This is a genomic window from Butyrivibrio hungatei, assembly GCF_900101605.1.
Taxonomy (GTDB): domain Bacteria; phylum Bacillota; class Clostridia; order Lachnospirales; family Lachnospiraceae; genus Butyrivibrio; species Butyrivibrio hungatei_B.
Genome location: NZ_FMUR01000010.1, coordinates 114,145 through 136,991 on the forward strand (window position 1 = coordinate 114,145; position 22,847 = coordinate 136,991).

The following is a 22,847-nucleotide window of genomic DNA, read 5'->3' on the forward strand; positions in this document are numbered from 1 at the left end:
ACTACAGTGTTTTGCTAACGTTAACAAGTCGAAACATAAATGTAATATTATTTAGTAGGAATTTATAGGAAGCAAACGGAATGAATAGAGTTATGAAGTTATTCTTGGAGGTTTCGAAGCAGCTATTTACATGGGCTTTGATCATTGTACTTTTTATATCTCAGGGAATAACAGCAGAGGCTAAGAGAAGTTCGTACAGAGCTAAACCTTGTGCGGATCTCTCAGCAGGAATATCAGATATTGTCAGTCCGGTAACGCCTCTTGGTGTTGACAAAACTTCAACGGAAGCAAGGGTACTTGGAAATAGCAGCAAATCCTCCGAAGCAATGAGCGCGTCGTCTTCAAGCTCAAGCAGTGAAGAAAGCAAGCTTGTAATGTCTAAAGGAGCAGAAGCTATGTATATTCTGGCATCGCCTGACAGCATGTCGGAAGAAGATGGCAACAAAGTTGGTGTTCTTTACAAGGACTGTGGCGGCAAAATCTTAGAAAGAAAAGACGGCTGGACCAAGCTTAGTTCAGGTGATGTGATCGGATGGGCCAAAGATGATAATCTTTTGTTCGACGATGACGCACAGAAGCTTGCATCCGAAGTCGGAAAGCAGATCGTAACCAATCATAGCAGTGCGCTTAAAGTAAGAGCAGATGATTCAGATGATGCCAAAGTTATCGGCGTTCTTGGTGAAAAGTCTTTCGTGGACATGATCGAGGACCTGGGCAACGGATGGATAGCTGTGGATTACAACGATCATAAAGGATTTGTTCAGTCTGAGTATGTGAGTACAGACTTTAAGATTGACCAGGGTAAGTCGATGGCAGCGATCAAGATGCGCGAAGTCGACAAGAAGGGCAGGCAGGCAGCCAAGGAGCCGTCTCTTCGAGAGAACAGAGGCGCTGTGGATGCAAGTGCTGATGAGCTTAAACTTCTTGCCGCACTTATCCAGTGTGAGGCCGGTAACCAGCCATATGACGGCAGAGTTGCGGTCGGAGCAGTCGTTATGAACAGAGTTAAGAGCGGAGCCTATCCTAACAGCATCTATAATGTTATTTATGCTTCAGGACAGTTCACACCGGCACTTAACGGAACGGTTGCAAAGGTTTACGACAGCGATAAAATTTATGATATGAATTATCAGGCTGCCCAGGCAGCGCTTAACGGTGAAACAACAGTCGGATCGGCACTTCACTTTAGAAGAGTCAACGGCCGTGAGGGAATTATCATCGGAGAGCACGTATTTTGGTGATATTATGAGGGATTGCAGAAATGCAGTCCCTTATTTACAATATAAAGGCAGAGTGCAATAATAGTGCATACATATATTACCGAACGGAGGAGCATTACATGAACTTAAAAGGACGCGATTTTTTGAAACTTCTTGATTATTCTGCAGAGGAGATTGAATATCTTATAGATCTTGCAGCAGAGCTTAAGAGAAAGAAAAAAGAGGGTATTCTCCACGATGAACTCAGAGGAAAGAATATTGCTCTTGTTTTTGAGAAGACAAGTACGCGTACCAGATGCTCTTTTGAAGTTGCAGCTTCGGATCTTGGAATGGGATCGACTTTCCTCAATCCGACAGACTCTCAGATTGGAAAAAAAGAGAGTATCGCCGATACTGCACGAGTTCTTGCAGGTATGTTCGATGGAATTGAGTACAGGGGCTTTGATCAGGAGATTGTTGAAACTCTTGCAAAGTACAGTAAAATTCCCGTATGGAACGGACTTACAAATGAATTCCATCCCACACAGATGCTTGCAGATATGCTTACTATTAAGGAACATTTTGGCAAACTTAAGGGACTTCACCTTGCATACATGGGTGATGCCAGATATAACACAGGTAACTCACTTATGGTCGTATGTGCTAAGCTCGGCCTTGATTTTACCGTTGTATCAAATAAAAAATATTTCCCTTCAGAGGAACTTGTAAACACATGTAAAGAAATTGCCGCACAGTCAGGCTCTTCTATAAACTTCAGCGAAGATCCGATAGAAGGAACAAAGGGTGCAGATATTGTTTATACAGATATATGGGTTTCCATGGGTGAGCCCGACAGTATCTGGGAGGAGAGGATAAAAGACCTTCATCCTTATCAGGTAACTATGGATATCATGAAGAATGCGGGAGAAAATAGCGTATTCATGCACTGTCTTCCTTCATTCCACGATCTCAATACAGTGATCGGAAAAGAGATCAAGGAGAAATTCGGCCTTGATGAGATGGAAGTTACGGACGAAGTGTTTGAGTCAGAAAGGTCTATAGTGTTCGATGAGGCTGAGAACCGCATGCACACTATAAAGGCTGTGATGTTGGCAACAATAAAAGGAAATTGATAATGCTAAATGCAGAAAATATAAGGGGGCAGCTCGGTACCAAGTGGGCTGCCCGTAACCTTATCTTTAAGGAAGTAACGGAATCTACAAATGACGATGCAAAAGTGCTCGGAGAAGAGGGCGCACCACACGGAACTCTCGTTGTTGCGGATGTTCAGACAAGCGGGAGAGGATCGCGCGGAAGGAGCTGGGAAACTCCGGGTGGCAGCAATATTGCAATGAGTCTTCTTATCAGACCTACTGCAACACCTGACAAAGTATCGGTTCTTACGCTCATTATGGGCCTTTCTATTGCTCAGGGTGTTGAGGACCTTTTTGCCATGAACGAAGATATTGCAGATTTTCCGCAGATCAAATGGCCGAATGACGTAGTTATCGCGGGTAAAAAAATCTGTGGAATACTTACGGAACTTCATATGAATAACGACAATACCATAAATAACGTGGTCATAGGAGTTGGAATTAACGCCAATATGACTTCTTTTCCGGAGGAGATAGAAAAGATTGCAGGCTCTATCTATACCCAGACGGGATTTAAAGTTGACAGGGCAAGCGTTGTCGCCGCATGTATGAAGCGATTTGAAGAAAACTATGAGAAATATGAGAGGACCTATGATCTGTCTCTTTTAAAAGAAGAATATGAGGAGAGACTCATAAACAGAGACAGGACGGTCAAAATTTTAGATCCCGCCGGAGAGTATGAGGCGGTTGCCTTGGGAATCGGAAACGACGGGGCACTGAAGGTCAGAGTTTCTGACGGAAGTATTGTTGATATAAACGCGGGCGAAGTATCCGTGCGTGGATTGTACGGATATGTGTGATTGTGAACGGAGGATAATATGATTCTGGTAATTGATGTGGGAAACACCAATATTACGTTCGGAGTTTTTTCACAGGATGAGCTCGTCAGCTCTTTTCGAATGACGACGCAGATGCCGAGAACTTCCGATGAGTTTGGGATAAATCTTTTGACACTTCTAAGTTCAAACGGAGTAACGACGGATGATATCGAGGGCGTAATGATCGCAAGCGTAGTGCCTAAGACAATGCACGCTCTTGTAAATGCAATAGAGAAATATATCGGAAAAAGACCTTATATAGTTGGCCCCGGGATCAAGACGGGGATTAAGATCGCAACCGATAATCCTAGAGAGATAGGCCCCGACCTTATCGCAGGTGCTGTCGGAGCATATGAACTTTACGGCGGACCTGTTATGATAATCGATTTTGGAACAGCGACGACTTATGTGACCGTAAATGCGGAAGGCGAGTTTTTTGCGGGGGTTGTGGCTCCCGGAATTGGAATTTCGGCTAAGGCTCTGTGGCAGGATACGGCAAAGCTTCCTGAGATTGAGATTGCAAAGCCCAAGAGCATTCTTGCAAAAGAGACTATCTCAAGTATGCAGGCGGGACTTGTGTACGGACAGATAGGACAGACCAAGTACATAATACAAGAGATGAAAAAAGAAGCAAAGATGCCCGATATGAAAGTTGTGGCGACGGGAGGTCTCGGAAGGCTCATTTCAGCTGAGACTGAAGAGATAGACATCTACGATCCGATACTTATACTTGAGGGGCTCAAGGTGCTTTATGACAAGAACAGAAGAAAATAATAGATGGAGATTTTAGTATAGATGGCAGGTTTTTTTGAAAAATTCAGTAGAAAGTTTAGTGAAGAGCCGAGTTTTGCGGAGGAATACAGTAAGGAAACCGAAAGAAAACCAAGCTTTTCGGAAGAGTATAATATGGAACTTAGCAGAGAGGAACCTTCTTTGGAAGAAAAAAATGAAGAGTCCGGTAGTGAGACTGAGTTTGAAAAAGAGTATAAAAAAGAATTTCGCGAAGATCCCGTAATTGACGAGTTTCATATAGATAAAATGAACAAGACCAATAAAGGGCGCGTGTTTGAGGAAAATGCAGACGGAAGAGTGGTTCTTTGCGGAGCAAATGCGTATGAGCTTAAGTATTATTTTAATCCTTTGTTCAGGCAGATTCCTGAAAGTATTAAAAAAGAGCTCAATATTATAAGTGTTCTTTTTACCCAGGAGGCAGGCGGTATATTTACCATTCTCTTTGAGAAGGATGGAACTATCAGCATAGAGACAAACGCTGATGAAGAGGATATCACTTACGATGAGATAACGGCGGGACTTCTTGTCGGTGAAGTCAGAAGAAAGAGACAGGATCTTTTTGAAGCTCTCGGATTGTATTACAGGATCTATGTGCTTCACGAGAATCCGGCCGAATTATTGGGAGATGAAGATTAATGCCGGGGTATGGCAAGTTGCAGATAGGCAACGTCACTCTTGATAACAATATAATACTTGGGCCGATGGCGGGAGTTTCGGACCTTCCGTTCAGGATTCTGTGTCATGAAATGGGCGCAGGGCTCGTATGCATGGAGATGGTGAGCGCCAAGGCCATAATTTACAAGAACAGGAATACGGACATGCTCATAGAAATTCATAAAGATGAGCATCCCGTGTCTTTACAGCTTTTTGGATCGGAACCTGCCGTAATGCAGGAAGCTGTGGGAATGATCGAGAACAGACCATATGACATACTTGACATAAATATGGGGTGTCCCGTTCCCAAGGTTGTAAGTAACGGGGAAGGCTCTGCACTTATGAAAAAGCCTGAGCTCATTGAGGAGATAGTTGCCGCTCTTGTCAGAGTTTCTGACAGGCCTGTCACCGTGAAGATCAGAAAAGGATTTAATGACAACAGCATAAATGCTGTGGAATGTGCTCTTGCGGCGCAGGAAGGCGGAGCGGAGGCCGTTGCCGTTCATGGGAGGACAAGAGAACAATACTATACAGGCGTTGCTGACTGGGATATTATCAGAAAAGTCAAAGAAGCAGTCAGGATTCCGGTTATCGGAAACGGAGACGTTACAGACGGTGAGAGCGCAAAGAAAATGTTTGAAGAAACAGGCTGCGACGGAGTAATGGTTGCGCGAGCCGCGCAGGGCAATCCGTTTATCTTTAGGGAGATAAAGAGCTTTTTTGAAACAGGCAAAGCGTGTGAAAGGCCAAGTGCCAAGGAAGTTTACGACACTGTTATAAGGCATGCGGATCTTCAGCTTAAATACAAAGGCGAATACATAGGAATAAGAGAGATGAGAAAACATGTCTCGTGGTATACATACGGAATGCCGGGAAGTGCCAGATTCAGAAATGAGATAAATCAGATGACGGATATGGATTCTTTAAAAAAAGCGTGCGAAGCAGTGATGCTTTCTCATTAATACCGGTAAATATATCATGCTTAACAATATTTTCGAAACCGTATTGACAGACTGAATTCTATGTGATTGACACAGTAAATAATAGACTGTATAATATCCAAGTTAATATAGAATATTGATTTGTGTATTTTTGACTTGACATAAATATGCGCTTGCATTTGAGTGTGATGTCGCTACGGCGCTTCACAGACCTGAATATATGAAGGGTAGGACAGAGTAATGGAAGAGAAGAAGAACATTTTAACTTACGAAGGACTTAAGAAATATGAGGATGAGCTTCACGAGCTTAAAGTAGTTAAGCGTAAAGAAGTAGCTGAGAAAATTAAGGAAGCAAGAGAGCAGGGAGACCTTTCCGAGAACGCTGAGTACGATGCAGCCAAAGATGAGCAGCGCGATATCGAAGCAAGAATCGAAACTCTTGAGAAAATCCTTAAAAACGCTGAGGTAGTTGTAGAGGAAGACGTAGACCTCAACAAAATCAGCATCGGATGTAAAGTTAAAATCCGCGACCTCGAGTTCAACGAGGACCTGGAGTACAAAATCGTAGGTTCATCAGAAGCTAACAGTCTTAAAGGTAAGATTTCAAACGAATCACCTGTAGGAAAAGCACTTCTTGGAGCAAAAAAAGGACAGACTGTATCAGTAGAGACACAGGCTGGCGTCATCAAATACAAGGTGCTTGGAATTGAGAGATTTGAAAACTGAGTAGCTGTACCTGTTTGAGTGTATGCGTGACTCTCAAAGAATTGGTGATTTAAAACAGTGAATTTTTTGGAGCCGGCGATTAGACATTCGCTGGCTCTTTATATGCATAATGGCGGCAGATAAGAGGCCATATAAGATGATACGGAGGAAATAAAGTGGAAGCCAATAATCAGCAAATCAACCAGAACACACAGGAAGACGTTGGACGTCTTCGTCAGGTCAGAAGAGATAAGCTTTCTGAGCTTCAGGCAGCAGGAAGAGATCCTTTTCAGATTGTGAAATATGACCAGACTCATCATACACAGGACATCAGGGATAATTTTGAGACCCTTGAGTTTGTAGCTCCTGTAGATGCAGATGGTAAACCTGTGGTAGTGCCTCTTTCAGATGTTCCGGCTGAGAAGATCGTATCACTTGCAGGTCGTATGATGAGCAAGCGTGTAATGGGAAAGGCTTCTTTTGCTAATCTTCAGGATAGAGACGGACGTATGCAGCTTTATATCTCAAGAAACGATCTTGGAGATGAAGCATATGCTGATTTTAAGAAAATGGATATCGGAGATATTATCGGAGTTAAGGGATTTGCTTTCAGAACAAGAACAGGAGAGCTTTCTGTTCATGTTAAGGAGCTTGTTCTTTTGTCCAAGTCTCTTATGCCACTTCCTGAGAAGTTCCACGGACTTACAGATACAGAGATTCGTTACAGACAGAGATATGTTGACCTCATCATGAATGAGGATGTAAAGGAGACATTCAAGAAGAGATCCGCTATCATCCGCGAAATCCGTAATTTCCTTGCGGGCAGAGATTTCATGGAAGTTGAGACACCTATGCTTGTAGAGAATGCAGGTGGTGCTGCAGCAAGACCTTTTTTCACACATTACAATGCACTTGATGAAGAGAGAAAGCTTCGTATCTCACTTGAGCTTTACCTTAAGAGACTTATCGTAGGCGGAATGGAGAGAGTATTCGAAATCGGTCGTGTATTCAGAAACGAGGGTACAGATACAAGACATAACCCTGAGTTCACACTTATGGAACTATATCAGGCATATACTGATTATGAAGGAATGATGGAGCTTACAGAGTCCATGTTCCGTTATCTTGCCGAGAAGGTTTGTGGAACAACACAGATTCCTTACGGTGATAATATCATCGACCTTGGCAAGCCTTTCGAGCGTCTTACAATGAACGACGCTATCAAGAAGTATGCAGGCGTTGATTTTGACGCTGTTGCAACAGATGAAGAAGCTAAGGCTATCGCAAAAGAGCGCGGTATCGAATTTGAAGACCGTCACAAGAAGGGCGATATTATCAACCTCTTCTTCGAGGAGTTCTGCGAGAAGAACCTGATTCAGCCTACATTTATCATGGATCATCCTCTTGCAATCTCGCCTCTTACCAAGAAGAAGCCCACAGATCCCGAGAAGGTTGAGCGTTTTGAGCTCTTCATCAATACTTGGGAGATGTGTAACGCATACTCAGAGCTTAACGATCCTATCGACCAGCGCGAGCGTTTCGCCGCTCAGGATGCCAATGCGGCAGCAGGTGACGAAGAAGCTGAGCACACAGACGAAGATTTCCTCAACGCCCTCGAGATCGGTATGCCCCCCACAGGCGGTATCGGCTACGGTATAGACCGCCTCTGCATGCTGTTGACTAACAGTGCGGGTATAAGAGACGTGTTGTTGTTCCCGACTTTGAAAAGTGTTGACCGCTAAAAGTCAGTATTTATGCGGCTTGCGAGGCACAGTCAGAACGAAATGACAACAAATTGACAACAATTCTTCCAATAAACACGAAGATTGTCAAAGGATTATAAGTTGTTGGAGAAAAATTCAGCATAGAAGTTTAGGACCCTAAGGGACCACTTTCTTGAAAGAAATTTCGAGAAGGTGGTCCCTTTTTTGCGTTACAGGGCTTTGCACATCAAAAAATTGTTTTATTGGAGGAAAAACACATGGATGAACAGTATTACGACATTGAAAGAAGAACAGCAATCAAAGAGGAAGCAAGAATGTTCCGCAGGAAATTTATAACCTATGAGCAGGCTGAGGTAATCTATAGCATTTCCCATCGGAAGCTCAGGGATATAGCAGAGAAGGCAGGTGCAGTATACAGAATCAATGATGTCAGTGTTCTCATTAACAAGGAAATCTTTGATGAGTTCATGGAGCAGTTTAAGCAACCGGCAAAACCGGATGTAAAAATCTGAGAAAGGTGGGTTCGTCATGGCTGGACAAGCATGGAAATATTCCGGGGAACTTGATGAAAGAGATTTAGCCTTTTTGCAGCATGAGTTCATCACAGTTCCTATGGGAATTGAATATTATGGATTTAGTGAGAGACCTCTTATAAGAATGGCAAAAGAGGCAGGAGCATTTTATAAGATTGGAAAAATGACACGAATAAACAGAAATACCTTTGATGCTTATCTAAGAGTTCAAAGAAGGATTCCAAGAATAGGAGGCAAATTATGTGCAAAGTCATAAGTATCAGTAATCAAAAGGGAGGAACTGCGAAAAGTACAACCGCAGTGAATTTAGGTATAGGTCTCGCAAGAGAAGGAAAGAGAGTTTTACTTCTGGATTGTGATCCCCAGGGTTCTATGACAATAAGCCTTGGCTTTTCAGAACCGGATGATATGGAAGTTACACTATCAACACTGATGATGAGAGTTGTAAACGAAGAAGAATTACACATAGAGGATGCAATATTACATCATGTAGAGGGTGTGGATCTCATTCCTTCAAATATAGAGTTGTCTGCTCTTGAGATTTCCATGGTGAATGTTATGAGCAGAGAAACGATTCTTAGACAACTCCTGGATGAGGTTAAAGATTCCTACGATTATGCGATTTTGGACTGTATGCCAAGTTTAGGAATGGTCACAATAAATGCTCTTGCATGTGCAGATTCAGTTTTGATACCCGTACAGGCGGCATATTTGCCTGTTAAAGGTCTTCAACAACTTATCAAGACAATTGGCAGGGTAAAGAGACAGCTTAACCCTAAACTTGAAATAGAAGGGATTTTGCTCACTATGGTGGATAACAGGACGAATTATGCAAAAGAAATCTCTCAGCTTGTATATGACAGTTATTCATCCGCTGTAAAAGTATTTGATACGCAGATACCTATATCTGTCAGGACGGCAGAAACAAGCCTGGAGGGTAGCAGCATCTATAAATACGATCCAAAAGGGAAAGCAGCTGTCGCATATAAGGTTCTCACAAAGGAGGTTCTCAATGGCTAACAAAGTAAAGGAAAAGATGAAGCTTACAAGTATAGATGAATTGTTAGGTGTTCCAGGGACAACTGAAAACGGAACAGAGGAAATTGATATTGAGCTGATAAAGCCCTTCAAGAATCACCCTTTCAAGGTTCTTGATGATGAAAAGATGGATGAACTTGTGGATAGTGTGATCAAGCAGGGAATCATTTCTCCAGTGCTTGTACGACCAATGGGTAATGGCACATATGAAATGATATCAGGACATCGAAGAATGCATGCAGCAAGAAGAGCACAGCTAAAAAAGATACCTGCGATAGTTATGGATCTTTCAGATGATGAATCGACCATAATCATGGTGGATGCAAATCTTCAAAGGGAAGAGGTGCTTCCTAGTGAAAGAGCATTTTCTTTTAAAATGAAAATGGATGCCATGAGGCACCAGGGAACTTGTCGACATGATGTCGACAAGTTGAATCCCGTAGAACGAAAGACTGCGACCATAGTAGGTGAAGGAAGTGGACTCACAGGAAGAAGTGTTCAGCGATATATCCGACTTACTGAATTACTACCGGAGCTACTTGAAATGGTAGATAATAAACAGTTATCATTAGTAAATGGGGTTGATATAGCTGCCTTTGATAAAGAAGTGCAGTCATATCTTTTGACTTATATTAAGGAAAAGGGAAGCATTGCTCCGGCTCAGCTTGCAGCATTAAAGAAGCAGCCAAATTTGGAGAACCTTACTCCATATACAGTCATGACAATCATGAAAGAGGCTATGGCGAATAAGCCTAAGTCCAAGAAAATATCTTTTACAGAGAAGAAACTAAATCAGTTTTTTCCGGCGGACTATTCAGCATCAAAAAGAGAGAAGATTATTATAGAGCTTCTTACTAAATGGAAAGAAGAACAGGGGATGAAAACGGAGGGATAAGGTATGAGAGTGTTAGCAAAAGTATTAATATTTCCATTAGTTATTGTACTGTCACTTGCTGGTCTTGCAGTAAGAGTAGCCATAAAGCTTGGAAGCGTGGTTGCAGGAGTATGTACTTTGATCTTTGGCATACTTGCAGTCCTCGTACTTATCAATAAGATGTGGCTGCAATTAGGAATCCTGGCACTTATATATGCTGCTATGATGGTTGTACTTTTTGCTGCCACTGAGGTGCAGGTATGGATTGATGTAGCTACTGATCTGCTGAAAGAGGTATGAGTTTGGCTATTTTTTGAAAATGTCTGCAAAATGTCCGCATAATGTCTGCAAAATGTCTGCTTGATGTCTGTTTTCAAGTGATTTTGGGTGTGTTATATTTACAATGGACAAAGAAATGAGGAAAGCAAAAAAACACCTCACTTCCGAGTCCATTTCTTTTGCAAAAGAATATCGGCTGATTTAGCGTCAGCTCAAACCTGAGCAGTCGGGTTTGGGTCTGGCGCTTTTCTTATGCCAGTAACCGGCCAGCGGATGACGATCCAAGGCTAAACGCAAACAGAAAGGATAAAACACTTATGGATTATGAAAATTTCAAAGAGCAGTTCGTAGAAGACGTAAAGGAAAAGCTTTATGAGCAGGGAACTGAGGTAGACATTACTGTAAATACTGTAAACAAGCTCAATGAGAGCTATGAGGCTATGACCGTTAAGCCGGAGGACAGCAACATCGGAGTGAACATCGGGATCGATAAGTTCTACGGAGCTGTAGAGGACGGCACTTCCTACGAGGATGTTGTTGATAAGGCTGTAAAAGTTATTTCTGATGGCTTTGAGAACAGACCTCAGATAGATGTAGCTTCCCTTACTGATTATGATCAGATGAAGGATAAGCTGGTCATGGAGGTTGTTTCAGCTGAAACCAATAAGGAGATGCTTGAAAATGTGCCACATCAGAACATGGAAGACATGGCTGTTGTTTACAGATTTGTTCTTAATTCTGATGATGAGGGCAGAGCTTCAATTCTTGCTACCAATCAGATGATTGAGAACATGGGAGTTACACCTGAGCAGCTTCACGCTGATGCGCTGGAGAATGCACCTCGCATTAAGCCAGCTGAGATCAAGGGCATGGGTGAAGTCCTTGCTGAGATGATGGGAGTTGAGCAGGCTGAAATGATGGGGCTCTATCCTGTAAGACCTGAGGACGAGCAGATCTTTGTAGCATCTGTACCTGATAAGGTTCATGGTGCCGGAGTTCTTGCTTATCAGGACTTCATGGATCAGGCTGCTGAAAGAGCAGGTGGTGACTTCTATATCTTACCTTCGAGCATCCATGAAATTCTCATTGTTCCTGACAATGGAAAGATGAGACTTTCAGATCTTGAGAACATGGTAAAGGAAGTCAATGCAACTCAGGTCGCTCCTGCCGATAAGCTTACTGATAACGTTTACCACTACGATTCACAGGCAAAGATCTTCGAGCTGGGTGAAAAGTTCGTGGAGCGTCAGTCAGAGCGTGGCGAACAGGACATTGAGAGGGACGAAAAGGAATCTCTTCTTGATGATCTCAAAGCAAAGAAGGAAGAGGTTGCCAAAGCTCCTAAGAAAGAAGCTGTAGAAAAGGCAGCTAAGTCAAAAGGTGGAGAGGCAATCTAATCGCCGGATTCACACTGTAAATAAAAATTGCTGATGGGCTAAAGCACCAGGCTGTAGGTAAAACCTCGGTTTGGTGCTTTTTTAATGCCCTGGAAAGGATTAGAACATGTCAAAAACAATAGTAGATAGAACTTCATGCACCGCCAAAACAGTATCAAGATCAGTTATCGGTCAGAAAGAGCCACTTGCACATCCAAAGAACTGCAAGCATGAGTGCCCATATGGCTACGGCAGAGCTTTTTGCTGGCCATGCATGGCAATGATCCTGGCAGACCACAGAGCAGGAAGAAAGGTAACTCCACGGGAGGCATAAACCTATGAGATTTGACTACTTTTATAACGAGCAGTCAGAGAGTTACAGCTTTTACCGGACTCCGAAAGTGTTTTTTACAGATGACAGGTTCAGGTGTCTGTCCTCAGATGCAAAGATCCTATATGGGATACTTTTGGACCGGGTATCTTTATCAGCCAGGAATAAATGGATTGATGAGCAGGGAAGAATCTACGTCTATATGACTATTTCCAGTATCGAGAAATCAATTGGCAGATGTCATCAGAAATCGTGCAAGCTTCTCGATGAGCTTGAAAGAATAGGTCTGATCGAGAGAGTCAAGCAGGGACAGGGCAAGCCCACCAGAATATATGTGAAGAACTTCATAGTGGTATGCGGTTCATATTCCAAGAAGTATGAGAAACATACTCAGGGTAGTATGTCTGACATACCTCTAGAAGTATGTGAATCATCCTCTAATAATACTGAGATTAATAATACTGATATTAGTAATAACAATCCTATCTTATCAGGGAATATTGTGGATAACGATGGGGATAAGGATATGGATGAGAGAAACGCATATCGTGAATATCTGATGGAACAGCTCAGTATGGAAATTCTTTTTGAACGTTATCCTTTTGAGCGAGAGACTCTGGAAGCAATTATAGACATGATGCTGGATGTAATCTGTTCAAAGAGAAAGACTATCCGTATTGCCGGGGATGATAAGCCTGTAAATGTAGTGAAGTCGCAGTTTTTAAAGCTCAATTCAACTCATATTGAGTATGTCATGGACTGCATGAAAGATAATCCGGTAAAAGTCAGGAACATCAAGCAGTATCTTTTGGCTGCTATATATAATGCGCCATTAACGATTAACAGCTATTACCAGGCCATGGTGAACAATGACATGGCAGAAGGAAGAATTTAGGAGGAATAGAAACAATGGAAAGAAAATTCGTGATGAATTTGGATCCAATGAATGATGGCATTGTAGGAACAATAGAAAAGACGGAAAGTACAGCAGGAAAATGTGTAGTTATCGGGACAAACTATGATCATAAGGTTATCTCAGAAAGTCGATTTGAAGAGATCACTGGGAAACTGTCACAGGAAGAAAGGCTGGGGCTTTTTATTATCGGTGACTATATGCTCTACTATGATAACTCGAAGCTTATCAATATAGATGGAAACAATTATTTCATCGGCAGCTTTCTCATGGTGCAGGTATCAAATGACGGGCAACATGCTTATTCATGGCTTGGAAGTGGAGACATTGAGGCTGCAAAAGAGGAAATCTCAGATTACTTTACTGAGGTCATTATCGATGGTGAACGTTATGACGCGCTTTATGTGGATTAAGGAGGAGAAGAAAGTGGAGGCATACATTATAGATTTTAATCCGTATTCAAAGACTATTGAGGGGATGATCAATGTCAGGGCAATTAACCTTGATAATGTTGGTGCGCTTGTTATCGGCACTAACAGAGAGGCAAGAAAAACCGATTTAGAGGAAACTGTTGATATTCTGGAAAATCTCCAGAACCACATGGATTGTGAAAGAATTGGAAAAACTGATTTTGCAGCCTTCTTTCCTAAGGGGAGAGAAGTTGATGTCCAAGGTGACAAATATCTTGTAGGCTCCATGATTGTTCTGAAAGTTACAGAGTATGGATTAGAACCGCTTGATGAGGATGATTATAAACTTGCAAAGAATGAGCTGGAAAGCAGGCGTATTTCTTTTTCCGAGAATGGAAAAAAGTATGTGACTTTCAAGCTGAGCTAAGGAGGATGACATGAGTAGAACCATACCAAGAGCATATGTTACAGCAGCATGGAGTAAGAACCGCGTGGATGCGGAAGACCAGGCAAGGAAGTATTGCAGTGAATTAGTAAAAGCAGGATATCTGCCACTGTGTCCTGTGCTGGCTTTCAGCGGGATTATCAGTGAAGATGATCCTGATGGTGAGAAGAAGAGACGGGAGATGTCAGAAGATCTTTTGAGAAGAGCCAGATTCCTTGTGGTATGCGGTAAGAAAGTCAATGATGATGTACGTGCCGACATTTCCATTGCAAAGAGAGCCAAAGTTATACCCACAACGCTGGATGGAGTCCTTGAATGCGGTGAGTAACATCATTATGGCGAGTAGAAAGGAAGTGGTTATTTGGAGGAAGAAGTATCAAAAAAGACTGTGAATCTTGCTTGGCAGACAACAAAGGTTACTGTCAGGGGCGTTTATAGATACTTGAAAAGGTATTCGGAGGAACGCGCTAAACTCATAAAGGATTTTGTTAAAAAGAAAGATTCACCGATTAAAGGCAAGCAGACTGTTAAGCAGCTTGTAGGTCAGGGACAGGGTGTTTCCAGCATGGAGATAGGAGATTCCGGTATCAGGGATTTCAAACGTATCGCCAATAAGTATGGAGTGGATTTTGCCATTACAAAGGATAATACCTTAGATCCGCCGAAATACACCGTATTTTTCAAGGCAAAGGACGCTGATGCTATTACTTCTGTTCTGAAGGAATATGCAGCTAAGCAGACAAAACGTAAGAAATCCATGGAAAAGGACCGCCCAAGCATCCTGCAGAAACTAAAGAAGTTCAAGGAACTTGTGGCAAACCTGCCTCACAAAACAAAGGAAAAGATAAAGGAGCCGGAACGATGAATAATAAAACCAAAAAGCTCCTTATTCTCAACATTCCTTATGTTGTTGTGGGAGCAATTGCTACGAATGTCGGGGAAGCATTCCGCATTGCATCAGGCACTAATGCCTCAGAGAAGGTGCAGAGCCTGGTGCTGGATGGATGTTTTGGAACAGCATTTTCAAATCCCATGCCGAGCCTGAATCCCATAGATCTACTTGTGGGAATCGGTATAGGTGCAGCACTGAGACTGGCAGTTTACCTGAAGGGTAAAAATGCAAAAAATTTTCGTCACAATAGGGAATACGGATCAGCCCGGTGGGGAAAACATGAGGACATAGAGCCTTATATTGATCCGACTTTTCAAAATAATGTGATTCTATCGCAGACTGAGAGGCTTACGATGAACAGTAGACCCACAAATCCAAAATATGCAAGAAACAAAAATGTTCTTGTCGTAGGTGGTTCTGGATCAGGTAAGACGAGGTTTTTTATTAAGCCAAATATTTTGCAGATGCATTCAAGCTATGTTGTTACTGATCCGAAAGGCACTGTGGTAAATGAAGTAGGTAACGCACTTGTAAAGAATGGATACAGGATGAAAATCTTTAATACCATCAACTTTAAGAAGTCGATGCATTACAATCCATTTGCCTATGTGCATGATGAAAAGGATATCCTAAAGCTTGTCACTACCTTGATTGCTAACACCAAAGGTGAAGGTAAGGCAGGTGACGAATTTTGGGAGAAAGCAGAAAAATTGCTGTATTCGGCGCTTATAGGCTATATCCATTATGAAGCTCCGGAAGAGGAACAGAACTTTTCAACTCTTCTGGAAATGCTGAATGCAATGGAGGTCAGGGAAGATGATGAGGAATTTAAGAACCCGGTTGACCTTATGTTTGAGGAACTGGCAGAAAGAGATCCTGATCACTTCGCGGTAAGGCAATATGCTAAATATAAATTAAGTGCCGGCAAGACCGCAAAATCTATACTTGTGAGTTGTGGTGCAAGGCTTTCGCCCTTTGATATTAAGGAGCTGAGAGAGATCACAGCCTACGACGAGCTTGAGCTGGATACCTTGGGAGATAAGAAAACAGCACTGTTTCTCATTATGTCGGATACAGATGCAACCTTTAATTTCCTGATTTCCATGGTTTACACTCAGCTTTTTAATCTGCTCTGTGAAAAAGCAGATGATGTATATGGTGGCAGGCTTCCGGTACATGTGAGATGCCTTATTGATGAGGCAGCCAATATCGGACAGATACCGAATCTGGAAAAGCTTATGGCTACGATACGAAGCCGTGAGATTTCAGCTGCTCTTGTACTACAGGCTAAATCACAGCTCAAGGCTATTTACAAAGATAACGCTGACACTATCACAGGCAATTGCGATAGTCAGATTTTTCTTGGTGGCTCTGAGCAGACAACCCTGAAGGAACTCAATACTGTTTTGGGTAAGGAAACAATCGACATGTACAACACCGGAGAATCCAGGGGTACATCACAGAGTTACAACATGAATTATCAGAAGCTCGGTCATGATCTTATGAGCATTGATGAGCTGGCGGTCATGGACGGGAGCAAATGTATAGTGCAGGTCCGTGGTGTAAGACCATTTTTGTCAGATAAATATGATCTGACTCAGCATCCGAATTATCCACTTACAGCGGATGCAGACAAAAGGAACTGGTTTGATATAGAGAAGTTCCTTGATCACAACTTAATATTGAAACCCGATGACGAATATGAAGTCATCGAACTTGATGAAGAATAAAGCCCACTGAGGTGTCAATAAAAGGCATTTCAGCATGGGCTTTTTCTTATGCCCCAAACCAGGTTTTTAAGCTGTGAGGGCAGATAAATATGCGCGCATATCCCTGAGTCAGTCGACGGGCTCTGGGAAAGACAACTGAATATGGAAAAAGCAGGCTCCAAATAAATCACACATTATAAGGAGGATAACCAAAAACGCAGTTAGAAAGAGTTGTTTCAGCAAAGAAGCAGCTCTTTTTATATTTGGAGTCTGCAAACAAAAAACAACAAAATAACAATCATCTGCGTTTTTGGTTTTTGACAATATGGAATTTTTTAATAGCGCAGTAGGCGTACTTCAGACACTCGTTGTAGCACTTGGTGCAGGTCTTGGAATCTGGGGAGCAATCAACCTCATGGAGGGATACGGCAATGACAACCCTGGAGCTAAGAGCCAGGGAATGAAGCAGCTCATGGCCGGAGGTGGAGTTGCCCTCATCGGAACTACTCTTGTTCCTCTTCTTTCCGGACTTTTTTGATCGGTCCGAAAGAGCCGGAGTCAGGGCATAAAACCCTGGCTCCATTTTAAGAAGAGGAGGTAACAAGTGGACAGCATTATTGAAGCGATTGAAGAATGGCTAAGAGGTCTGCTTGTTTCAGGCATTATGAGCAATCTGAACAACACCTTCAATTCAGTGAACACACAGGTAGGTGCGATTGCATCAGAAGTAGGTACGACACCGGCAAACTTTTCTCCGGCAGTTTTTAACATGATTAAAACGCTGTCAGAAAATGTGATCATGCCGATTGCCGGAATACTTCTGACTTTCATAGCCTGTTATGAGCTTATCCAGCTGGTCATCAGCCATAACAATCTGGCAAACTTTGAGACCTGGATCTTCTGGAAATGGATTTTTAAAACCTTTGTAGCAGTAACCCTTATTACAAATACCATGAATATAACAATGGCAGTATTTGATGTGGCACAGCACGTTATATCAAATGCCGGAGGAATCATCTCCGGCAGCACAGCGATTGATGCAAGTACTCTGGCATCCATGGAATCAACCTTAGAAACCATGGAAGTCCCTGCACTTTTATCAATCTTTTTGCAGTCGCTTATAGTACAGTTCCTGATATACCTATTGTCAGCACTTATTTTTGTCATTGTATATGCGAGAATGATTGAAATTTATCTCATGGTCAGCCTTGCACCAATCCCATTTGCAACCTTTGGAAACAGAGAGCAGAGCATGATTGGTCAGAATTATTTGAGGTCGCTGTTTGCATTGGGATTCCAGGGATTTCTAATCATGGTATGTGTCGGAATATATGCTGTGCTGATACAGTCAGTAGCATTTTCAACAGATATCATCGGCTCCTTATGGGGAGTCATGGGCTACACGGTTCTTCTGGCATTTACGCTTTTTAAGACCGGAGCAGTAGCCAAGTCGGTTCTCCATGCACACTAATAGGGAACAAATGCAGGAGAATCACAGAGAAAAGTTCCCTAAAACAAAAGAAAGGATTTTACAAATATGGCAGCATCGTATATTTCGGTGCCTCGTGATCTTACAAAGGTCAAAAGCAAAGTGATGTTCAATCTGACTAAAAGACAGCTGATCTGTTTCTCCGTGGCGGCACTTTTCGGAGTGCCGTCATTCTTTCTGATAAAGCAGATTGCATCCGTAAGTACAGCAGCCATGGGAATGATGGTTATCATGATGCCGTTTTTCTTCCTGGCTATGTATGAAAAGAACGGTCAGCATCTTGAAGTCCTGTTAGGACATCTCATAGAAGCAACCTTCGTAAGACCAAAACAGAGGCCTTATAAGACAGACAATAACTTCTCGGCATTAGTGAGATATGAAAAAGCTCAGACAGAAATTGATGAGATCATCATGTATTCACAGGCAATGAGAGATGACAGACACAAAAAAAGAAGGAGGTAAGGATTCTTGATTTCACTTTTTAAGAAGCAGGAGAAAAGAGATTTTAAAATGCCTGCTAACCTGACAAGGGCTGAGCAGAAAGAAATCAGAGAGATCATAAAGAATGCTCAGAAAAATGATGGCATTCCAAGAACAGCCCAGCAGAGCATTCCTTTTGACAGGATGTTTCAGGATGGTATCTGTAGGATCGGAACAGACTACTATACCAAGACAATACAGTTTCAGGATATCAACTATCAGCTTGCTCTTCAGGAGGATAAGACAGAGATTTTCGAGGAATGGTGTGCATTTCTTAACTTCTTTGACAGCTCTGTACACTTTGAGCTTTCCTTTATGAATATGGCAACAGATATTGATGATTTCAGGACCAGCATTGCTATTCCTCATGCGAAAGACGGTTTTGACAGCGTAAGAGATGAGTATAGTACCATGCTCTTTCATCAGATGGAAGCTGGCAATAATGGTCTAACAAAAACAAAATTTCTGACCTTTGGCATCCATGCGGATTCCATGAGAGCAGCAAAACCAAGGATCATCCATATTGAAACGGATATCCTTAATAACTTCAAACGACTTGGAGTACAGGCGAAGATCCTGAACGGAAAAGAACGACTTGCTCTTATGCATCAGCAGTTTCATATGGGAGATAGGGATAAATTCAACTTCGACTGGAAATATCTTTTGGGCTCAGGTCTTACTGTAAAAGACTTCATTGCACCAAGCAGCTTCAACTTTCCAAATGGAAAGAAGTTTCAGATGGGTAATATTTACGGAGCCATGAGCTTTTTATCCATTGATGCATCAGATATCTCAGACAGGATGCTGGCAGATTTCCTCAATATGGAATCAAGTCAGATTGTGACCATGCACATCCAGTCCGTAGATCAGAATGAGGCTATTAAGACTGTAAAGCACACTATCACAGAGCTTGACAGAAGTAAGATCGAGGAGCAGAAAAAGGCGGTTCGTGCCGGATATGATATGGACATCATCCCCTCTGACCTTGCAACTTTTGGAAATGATGCGAAAGACCTGTTAAAAGAATTGCAGAGCCAAAATGAGAGAATGTTCCTTCTGACATTCCTTGTGATGAATACCGGGCATACTGAGCAGGAGCTTGAAAACAATGTGTTCCAGGCAAAGTCCATTGCTCAGAAGCATAACTGTAATCTTGTAAGACTCGATTTCCAGCAGGAGCAGGGGCTTATGTCGAGCCTTCCGCTTGCACAGAACCTTATCGAGATTCAGCGTGGCATGACTACAAGCTCAACAGCGATTTTTGTACCGTTCACTACTCAGGAGCTTTTTCAGGCAGGAGATGAAAGCCTTTATTATGGTTTAAATGCTCTTTCCAACAACCTTATCATGGTAGACAGAAAGCTTCTTAAGAACCCTAATGGTCTTATCCTTGGTACACCTGGTTCCGGTAAGTCTTTTGCTGCAAAAAGAGAGATTGCAAATGCATTCCTGGTTACAGATGATGATGTAATAATCTCAGATCCAGAAGCTGAGTATGCACCGCTGGTAGAGCGTTTCGGTGGTCAGGTCATTAAGATCAGCACCACTTCGACTCAGTATATCAACCCTATGGACATCAATAATAACTACTCCGATGACGATGATCCGGTGTCACTAAAGGCAGAGTTCCTGTTATCTCTGTGTGAGCTTATCGTTGGTGGTAAGGAAGGACTTCTTCCTGTAGAGAAGACTGTAATCGACAGATGCATCCGTAAGGTCTACAGAGATTATTATGAGAATCCTGTACCAGAGAATATGCCTCTCTTGGAAGATCTTTATAATGAGCTTTTGAAGCAGGATGAGGCAGAGGCAAGGCATGTAGCCACAGCTCTTGAAATATATGTAAAGGGGTCTCTGAATATCTTCAACCACAGAACCAACGTAGATATCACCAACAGAATCGTCTGCTTTGATATCAAGGATCTTGGCAAGCAGCTTAAGAAAATCGGAATGCTAATTGTGCAGGACCAGGTCTGGGGCAGGGTTTCCTCCAACAGAAGTGAAGGACGTTCTACCAGATACTACCTGGATGAGATGCACCTTCTGTTAAAAGAAGAGCAGACAGCAGCCTATACTGTAGAGATCTGGAAGCGTTTCAGGAAATGGGGCGGTATTCCGACAGGTATCACGCAGAACGTCAAAGATCTGCTCGCATCCAAAGAGGTAGAGAATATCTTTGAAAATTCAGACTTCGTATATATGCTGAACCAGGCTGTAGGTGACAGACAGATTCTTGCCAAGCAGCTCAATATAAGTCCACATCAGCTTTCCTATGTAACACACTCAGGAGCCGGTGAAGGGCTTATTTTTTATGGCAATGTAATCCTGCCTTTCGTAGACAGATTCCCTACAGACATTGAGCTCTATCGTATCATGACAACCCGCTTGTCTGAGATCACAGAGGCAAAAAAGGAAGAAAAATAAAGGAAAGGATGCGGATAAATGAATGAAGGAATCTACACGAGGGATAAGGGCAGATCCAAAGCTAAGAAAGAAACTGATAATACTACAAAGAAAAAGTCTCATGCCGGGAAGCTGAAAAACGAGGCTTCCCAGGCTGAGGCCATGAGGAAAAAGCTCCGTACCGGAAAAGCTGATATTTCTGAAAGTGCAGAAGCTATAAAGAAGCGTAAAAAGCTACAGAGACAGGGCAGGAAAAAGATTTACTCTGATGCAGCTGTATCAAGGATAATTCACAGCCAGGTTGATAAGGTTAATGAAGATAACAATGCAGGAGGCGATGCAGTAAATTCTGTTACAGAATTAGCGGAAGACCTCGGATATGCGGCAAAGATGAAAGAACTAAAGAGTTCTGATAAAGGCGGATATTCTGACAAGATCCATGGGAGGACAGAGGTAAAAACAATAAAGCCTTCCTCAAAGGAAGTACAGAAGAACCTCATGAAAAAGGAAATCCAAAGAAATGCTTTTAAGGCTCAGGCAAAAGAAGCAGCCAATGCTTCCTACAGCATCACAAAGAGATTTACAGATAAGGCTGAGGATATGGCAGGGCGTATTGCTGAGATGATAAAAGAATTTGCTGAGGAGCATCCCCTTGGACTCATCATAGCTCTTATTGTTCTAATCGTTGTTCTTGTAATGTCAGGGACTCTTACTTCTTGTTCCATGATGGCAGGCGGAACTAACAACATGCTGGTTGGTACAAGCTATACAGCAGATGACAGTGACATCCTTGCTGCTGAAGCTGACTACAAAGAGCTGGAAGCTGATCTTCAGGATCAGATAGACAACATTGAGGATGACTATCCTGATTATGACGAGTACAACTATGATCTGGCTGAGATAGGTCATAATCCTTTTGAGCTTGCAGCACTTCTTACTGTTCTTTATGAGGATTATACGGAAGAGGAAGCCCAAGAGATTCTGGAAACAATCTTTGAAGCTCAGTATGAACTGGAAATTGAAGAAGTTGTTGAAACCAGGACAAGGACGGTCACAGATGATGAGGGGAATGAGTCAGAGGAAGAATATGACTACTACATCCTTAATGTAAAACTCACAAATGAAGGAATCAGGGCAGCCCTTGATGAGGTTGGACTTACTGTAGATCAGATCAGACGCTATGAAGTCATTGTAGAGATGAAGGGCAATAAGCCTGACATCTTTGGTGATGATCCTTATGTAGGAGGCTTCTCTCCCGGAGAATATGATGACTACGCAGTTCCAGGTGAATATCTCACCGATGCTCAGTTTGCTAATATGCTCCGTGAGGCAGAGAGATACCTTGGATACCCTTATGTCTGGGGAGGAAGCAAGCCAAGCACAAGCTTTGACTGTTCAGGATTTGTTAGCTGGGTTATCAATCACTGTGGAAACGGCTGGGACTATGGAAGGCTTACAGCGAATGGATGGAAGAATGCTACTGCAAGAGTCCATGAAGGTGATGTAAAGCCGGGAGATCTGATTTTCTTCCAGGGCACCTATGATACGGCAGGCGCAAGCCATGTTGGAATTGTTGTAGATCCTGTTAATAAGATCATGATTCACTGTGGCAACCCGATTCAGTATGCAAGCTATGACACACGGTACTGGAGAGCACATTTTTACTGCTACGGCAGAATCAGATAGGA

26 protein-coding genes are annotated in these 22,847 nt (G+C 42.5%); all 26 read left to right on the forward strand.

Features of this window, described 5'->3' with window-relative positions; all coding sequences use genetic code 11:
* Positions 1-80 precede the first annotated feature (80 nt).
* The 26 genes from BLP87_RS09130 to BLP87_RS09255 all read left to right on the forward strand — a co-directional run bounded on the left by BLP87_RS09130 (position 81) and on the right by BLP87_RS09255 (position 22,845).
* Complete coding sequence (locus BLP87_RS09130; RefSeq protein WP_074462424.1) at positions 81-1,241, forward strand: cell wall hydrolase; 1,161 nt, start codon at positions 81-83, stop codon at positions 1,239-1,241.
* Positions 1,242-1,339: 98 nt separating this feature from the next.
* Entirely contained in the window at positions 1,340-2,332 is a 993-nt protein-coding gene (gene argF / locus BLP87_RS09135; protein WP_074462425.1) for an ornithine carbamoyltransferase, read from the forward strand.
* A gap of 2 nt (positions 2,333-2,334) precedes the next feature.
* Positions 2,335-3,153, forward strand: a complete 819-nt coding sequence (locus BLP87_RS09140; RefSeq protein WP_074462426.1) for a biotin--[acetyl-CoA-carboxylase] ligase — start codon at positions 2,335-2,337, stop codon at positions 3,151-3,153.
* Positions 3,154-3,171: 18 nt separating this feature from the next.
* Entirely contained in the window at positions 3,172-3,945 is a 774-nt protein-coding gene (locus BLP87_RS09145) for a type III pantothenate kinase (protein WP_074462427.1), read from the forward strand.
* 21 nt (positions 3,946-3,966) lie between these two features.
* Entirely contained in the window at positions 3,967-4,599 is a 633-nt protein-coding gene (locus tag BLP87_RS16345; protein WP_242871842.1) for a DUF6145 family protein, read from the forward strand.
* Positions 4,599-5,579, forward strand: coding sequence for a tRNA dihydrouridine synthase DusB (gene dusB, locus BLP87_RS09155; protein ID WP_074462428.1), 981 nt, complete (start codon positions 4,599-4,601; stop codon positions 5,577-5,579). The genes BLP87_RS16345 and dusB overlap by 1 nt, the downstream gene beginning before the upstream one ends.
* 219 nt (positions 5,580-5,798) lie before the next feature.
* The gene (gene greA, locus BLP87_RS09160) at positions 5,799-6,284 is read left to right on the forward strand and encodes a transcription elongation factor GreA (RefSeq protein ID WP_026513575.1); all 486 of its coding nucleotides are present in this window, start codon (positions 5,799-5,801) and stop codon (positions 6,282-6,284) included.
* 155 nt (positions 6,285-6,439) lie between these two features.
* On the forward strand, positions 6,440-8,005 hold the full coding sequence (gene lysS / locus BLP87_RS09165; protein ID WP_242871843.1) for a lysine--tRNA ligase: 1,566 nt from the start codon (positions 6,440-6,442) through the stop codon (positions 8,003-8,005).
* Between the two features lie 239 nt (positions 8,006-8,244).
* Complete coding sequence (locus BLP87_RS09170; protein WP_074462429.1) at positions 8,245-8,499, forward strand: DUF6462 family protein; 255 nt, start codon at positions 8,245-8,247, stop codon at positions 8,497-8,499.
* A 16-nt stretch (positions 8,500-8,515) separates the two neighbouring features.
* The gene (locus BLP87_RS09175; protein WP_074462430.1) at positions 8,516-8,776 is read left to right on the forward strand and encodes a DUF6462 family protein; all 261 of its coding nucleotides are present in this window, start codon (positions 8,516-8,518) and stop codon (positions 8,774-8,776) included.
* Complete coding sequence (locus tag BLP87_RS09180) at positions 8,761-9,540, forward strand: ParA family protein (protein ID WP_074462431.1); 780 nt, start codon at positions 8,761-8,763, stop codon at positions 9,538-9,540. Before BLP87_RS09175 ends, BLP87_RS09180 begins: the two co-directional genes overlap by 16 nt.
* Entirely contained in the window at positions 9,533-10,453 is a 921-nt protein-coding gene (locus tag BLP87_RS09185; RefSeq protein WP_074462432.1) for a ParB/RepB/Spo0J family partition protein, read from the forward strand. The genes BLP87_RS09180 and BLP87_RS09185 overlap by 8 nt, the downstream gene beginning before the upstream one ends.
* Positions 10,454-10,456: 3 nt before the next feature.
* The gene (locus tag BLP87_RS09190; RefSeq protein WP_074462433.1) at positions 10,457-10,732 is read left to right on the forward strand and encodes a hypothetical protein; all 276 of its coding nucleotides are present in this window, start codon (positions 10,457-10,459) and stop codon (positions 10,730-10,732) included.
* 296 nt (positions 10,733-11,028) lie between these two features.
* The gene (locus BLP87_RS09195; RefSeq protein WP_074462434.1) at positions 11,029-12,108 is read left to right on the forward strand and encodes a DUF5688 family protein; all 1,080 of its coding nucleotides are present in this window, start codon (positions 11,029-11,031) and stop codon (positions 12,106-12,108) included.
* A gap of 106 nt (positions 12,109-12,214) precedes the next feature.
* Positions 12,215-12,421 (forward strand): hypothetical protein, encoded by a 207-nt coding sequence (locus BLP87_RS09200; protein WP_074462435.1) that lies wholly within the window; start codon positions 12,215-12,217, stop codon positions 12,419-12,421.
* 4 nt (positions 12,422-12,425) lie between these two features.
* Positions 12,426-13,313 (forward strand): DUF6017 domain-containing protein, encoded by an 888-nt coding sequence (locus BLP87_RS09205; protein ID WP_074462436.1) that lies wholly within the window; start codon positions 12,426-12,428, stop codon positions 13,311-13,313.
* Between the two features lie 14 nt (positions 13,314-13,327).
* On the forward strand, positions 13,328-13,744 hold the full coding sequence (locus BLP87_RS09210; RefSeq protein WP_074462437.1) for a hypothetical protein: 417 nt from the start codon (positions 13,328-13,330) through the stop codon (positions 13,742-13,744).
* Between the two features lie 13 nt (positions 13,745-13,757).
* On the forward strand, positions 13,758-14,168 hold the full coding sequence (locus BLP87_RS09215) for a hypothetical protein (protein ID WP_143002120.1): 411 nt from the start codon (positions 13,758-13,760) through the stop codon (positions 14,166-14,168).
* Between the two features lie 10 nt (positions 14,169-14,178).
* Positions 14,179-14,514, forward strand: coding sequence for a DUF7768 domain-containing protein (locus BLP87_RS09220; RefSeq protein ID WP_074462439.1), 336 nt, complete (start codon positions 14,179-14,181; stop codon positions 14,512-14,514).
* Positions 14,515-14,547: 33 nt separating this feature from the next.
* On the forward strand, positions 14,548-15,051 hold the full coding sequence (locus tag BLP87_RS09225; protein WP_074462440.1) for a PcfB family protein: 504 nt from the start codon (positions 14,548-14,550) through the stop codon (positions 15,049-15,051).
* Positions 15,048-16,808 (forward strand): VirD4-like conjugal transfer protein, CD1115 family, encoded by a 1,761-nt coding sequence (locus BLP87_RS09230; RefSeq protein ID WP_074462441.1) that lies wholly within the window; start codon positions 15,048-15,050, stop codon positions 16,806-16,808. The genes BLP87_RS09225 and BLP87_RS09230 overlap by 4 nt, the downstream gene beginning before the upstream one ends.
* Positions 16,809-17,112: 304 nt before the next feature.
* Entirely contained in the window at positions 17,113-17,325 is a 213-nt protein-coding gene (locus BLP87_RS09235; RefSeq protein WP_074462498.1) for a Maff2 family mobile element protein, read from the forward strand.
* Between the two features lie 66 nt (positions 17,326-17,391).
* Positions 17,392-18,258, forward strand: coding sequence for a VirB6/TrbL-like conjugal transfer protein, CD1112 family (locus BLP87_RS09240; RefSeq protein WP_074462442.1), 867 nt, complete (start codon positions 17,392-17,394; stop codon positions 18,256-18,258).
* Positions 18,259-18,324: 66 nt separating this feature from the next.
* The gene (locus BLP87_RS09245) at positions 18,325-18,738 is read left to right on the forward strand and encodes a PrgI family protein (RefSeq protein WP_074462443.1); all 414 of its coding nucleotides are present in this window, start codon (positions 18,325-18,327) and stop codon (positions 18,736-18,738) included.
* A 48-nt stretch (positions 18,739-18,786) separates the two neighbouring features.
* Positions 18,787-21,180: a VirB4-like conjugal transfer ATPase, CD1110 family gene (locus tag BLP87_RS09250; RefSeq protein ID WP_074462499.1), complete on the forward strand. Its 2,394-nt coding sequence runs from the start codon at positions 18,787-18,789 to the stop codon at positions 21,178-21,180.
* Between the two features lie 18 nt (positions 21,181-21,198).
* The gene (locus tag BLP87_RS09255; RefSeq protein WP_074462444.1) at positions 21,199-22,845 is read left to right on the forward strand and encodes a C40 family peptidase; all 1,647 of its coding nucleotides are present in this window, start codon (positions 21,199-21,201) and stop codon (positions 22,843-22,845) included.
* The last annotated feature ends 2 nt before the right edge of the window (positions 22,846-22,847 follow it).

Excerpts from the sequence above, each read along its gene's own strand:
- BLP87_RS16345 (WP_242871842.1), top strand. The coding sequence starts at position 3,967 with ATGGCAGGTTTTTTTGAAAAATTCAGTAGAAAGTTTAGTGAAGAGCCG.
- argF (WP_074462425.1), top strand. The coding sequence starts at position 1,340 with ATGAACTTAAAAGGACGCGATTTTTTGAAACTTCTTGATTATTCTGCA.
- BLP87_RS09175 (WP_074462430.1), top strand. The coding sequence starts at position 8,516 with ATGGCTGGACAAGCATGGAAATATTCCGGGGAACTTGATGAAAGAGAT.
- BLP87_RS09170 (WP_074462429.1), top strand. The coding sequence starts at position 8,245 with ATGGATGAACAGTATTACGACATTGAAAGAAGAACAGCAATCAAAGAG.
- BLP87_RS09250 (WP_074462499.1), top strand. The coding sequence starts at position 18,787 with ATGCCTGCTAACCTGACAAGGGCTGAGCAGAAAGAAATCAGAGAGATC.
- BLP87_RS09230 (WP_074462441.1), top strand. The coding sequence starts at position 15,048 with ATGAATAATAAAACCAAAAAGCTCCTTATTCTCAACATTCCTTATGTT.
- BLP87_RS09190 (WP_074462433.1), top strand. The coding sequence starts at position 10,457 with ATGAGAGTGTTAGCAAAAGTATTAATATTTCCATTAGTTATTGTACTG.
- BLP87_RS09200 (WP_074462435.1), top strand. The coding sequence starts at position 12,215 with ATGTCAAAAACAATAGTAGATAGAACTTCATGCACCGCCAAAACAGTA.
- BLP87_RS09220 (WP_074462439.1), top strand. The coding sequence starts at position 14,179 with ATGAGTAGAACCATACCAAGAGCATATGTTACAGCAGCATGGAGTAAG.
- BLP87_RS09210 (WP_074462437.1), top strand. The coding sequence starts at position 13,328 with ATGGAAAGAAAATTCGTGATGAATTTGGATCCAATGAATGATGGCATT.
- dusB (WP_074462428.1), top strand. The coding sequence starts at position 4,599 with ATGCCGGGGTATGGCAAGTTGCAGATAGGCAACGTCACTCTTGATAAC.
- BLP87_RS09235 (WP_074462498.1), top strand. The coding sequence starts at position 17,113 with ATGGAATTTTTTAATAGCGCAGTAGGCGTACTTCAGACACTCGTTGTA.
- BLP87_RS09185 (WP_074462432.1), top strand. The coding sequence starts at position 9,533 with ATGGCTAACAAAGTAAAGGAAAAGATGAAGCTTACAAGTATAGATGAA.
- BLP87_RS09130 (WP_074462424.1), top strand. The coding sequence starts at position 81 with ATGAATAGAGTTATGAAGTTATTCTTGGAGGTTTCGAAGCAGCTATTT.
- BLP87_RS09145 (WP_074462427.1), top strand. The coding sequence starts at position 3,172 with ATGATTCTGGTAATTGATGTGGGAAACACCAATATTACGTTCGGAGTT.
- BLP87_RS09195 (WP_074462434.1), top strand. The coding sequence starts at position 11,029 with ATGGATTATGAAAATTTCAAAGAGCAGTTCGTAGAAGACGTAAAGGAA.
- greA (WP_026513575.1), top strand. The coding sequence starts at position 5,799 with ATGGAAGAGAAGAAGAACATTTTAACTTACGAAGGACTTAAGAAATAT.
- BLP87_RS09205 (WP_074462436.1), top strand. The coding sequence starts at position 12,426 with ATGAGATTTGACTACTTTTATAACGAGCAGTCAGAGAGTTACAGCTTT.
- BLP87_RS09140 (WP_074462426.1), top strand. The coding sequence starts at position 2,335 with ATGCTAAATGCAGAAAATATAAGGGGGCAGCTCGGTACCAAGTGGGCT.
- BLP87_RS09255 (WP_074462444.1), top strand. The coding sequence starts at position 21,199 with ATGAATGAAGGAATCTACACGAGGGATAAGGGCAGATCCAAAGCTAAG.
- BLP87_RS09180 (WP_074462431.1), top strand. The coding sequence starts at position 8,761 with ATGTGCAAAGTCATAAGTATCAGTAATCAAAAGGGAGGAACTGCGAAA.
- BLP87_RS09245 (WP_074462443.1), top strand. The coding sequence starts at position 18,325 with ATGGCAGCATCGTATATTTCGGTGCCTCGTGATCTTACAAAGGTCAAA.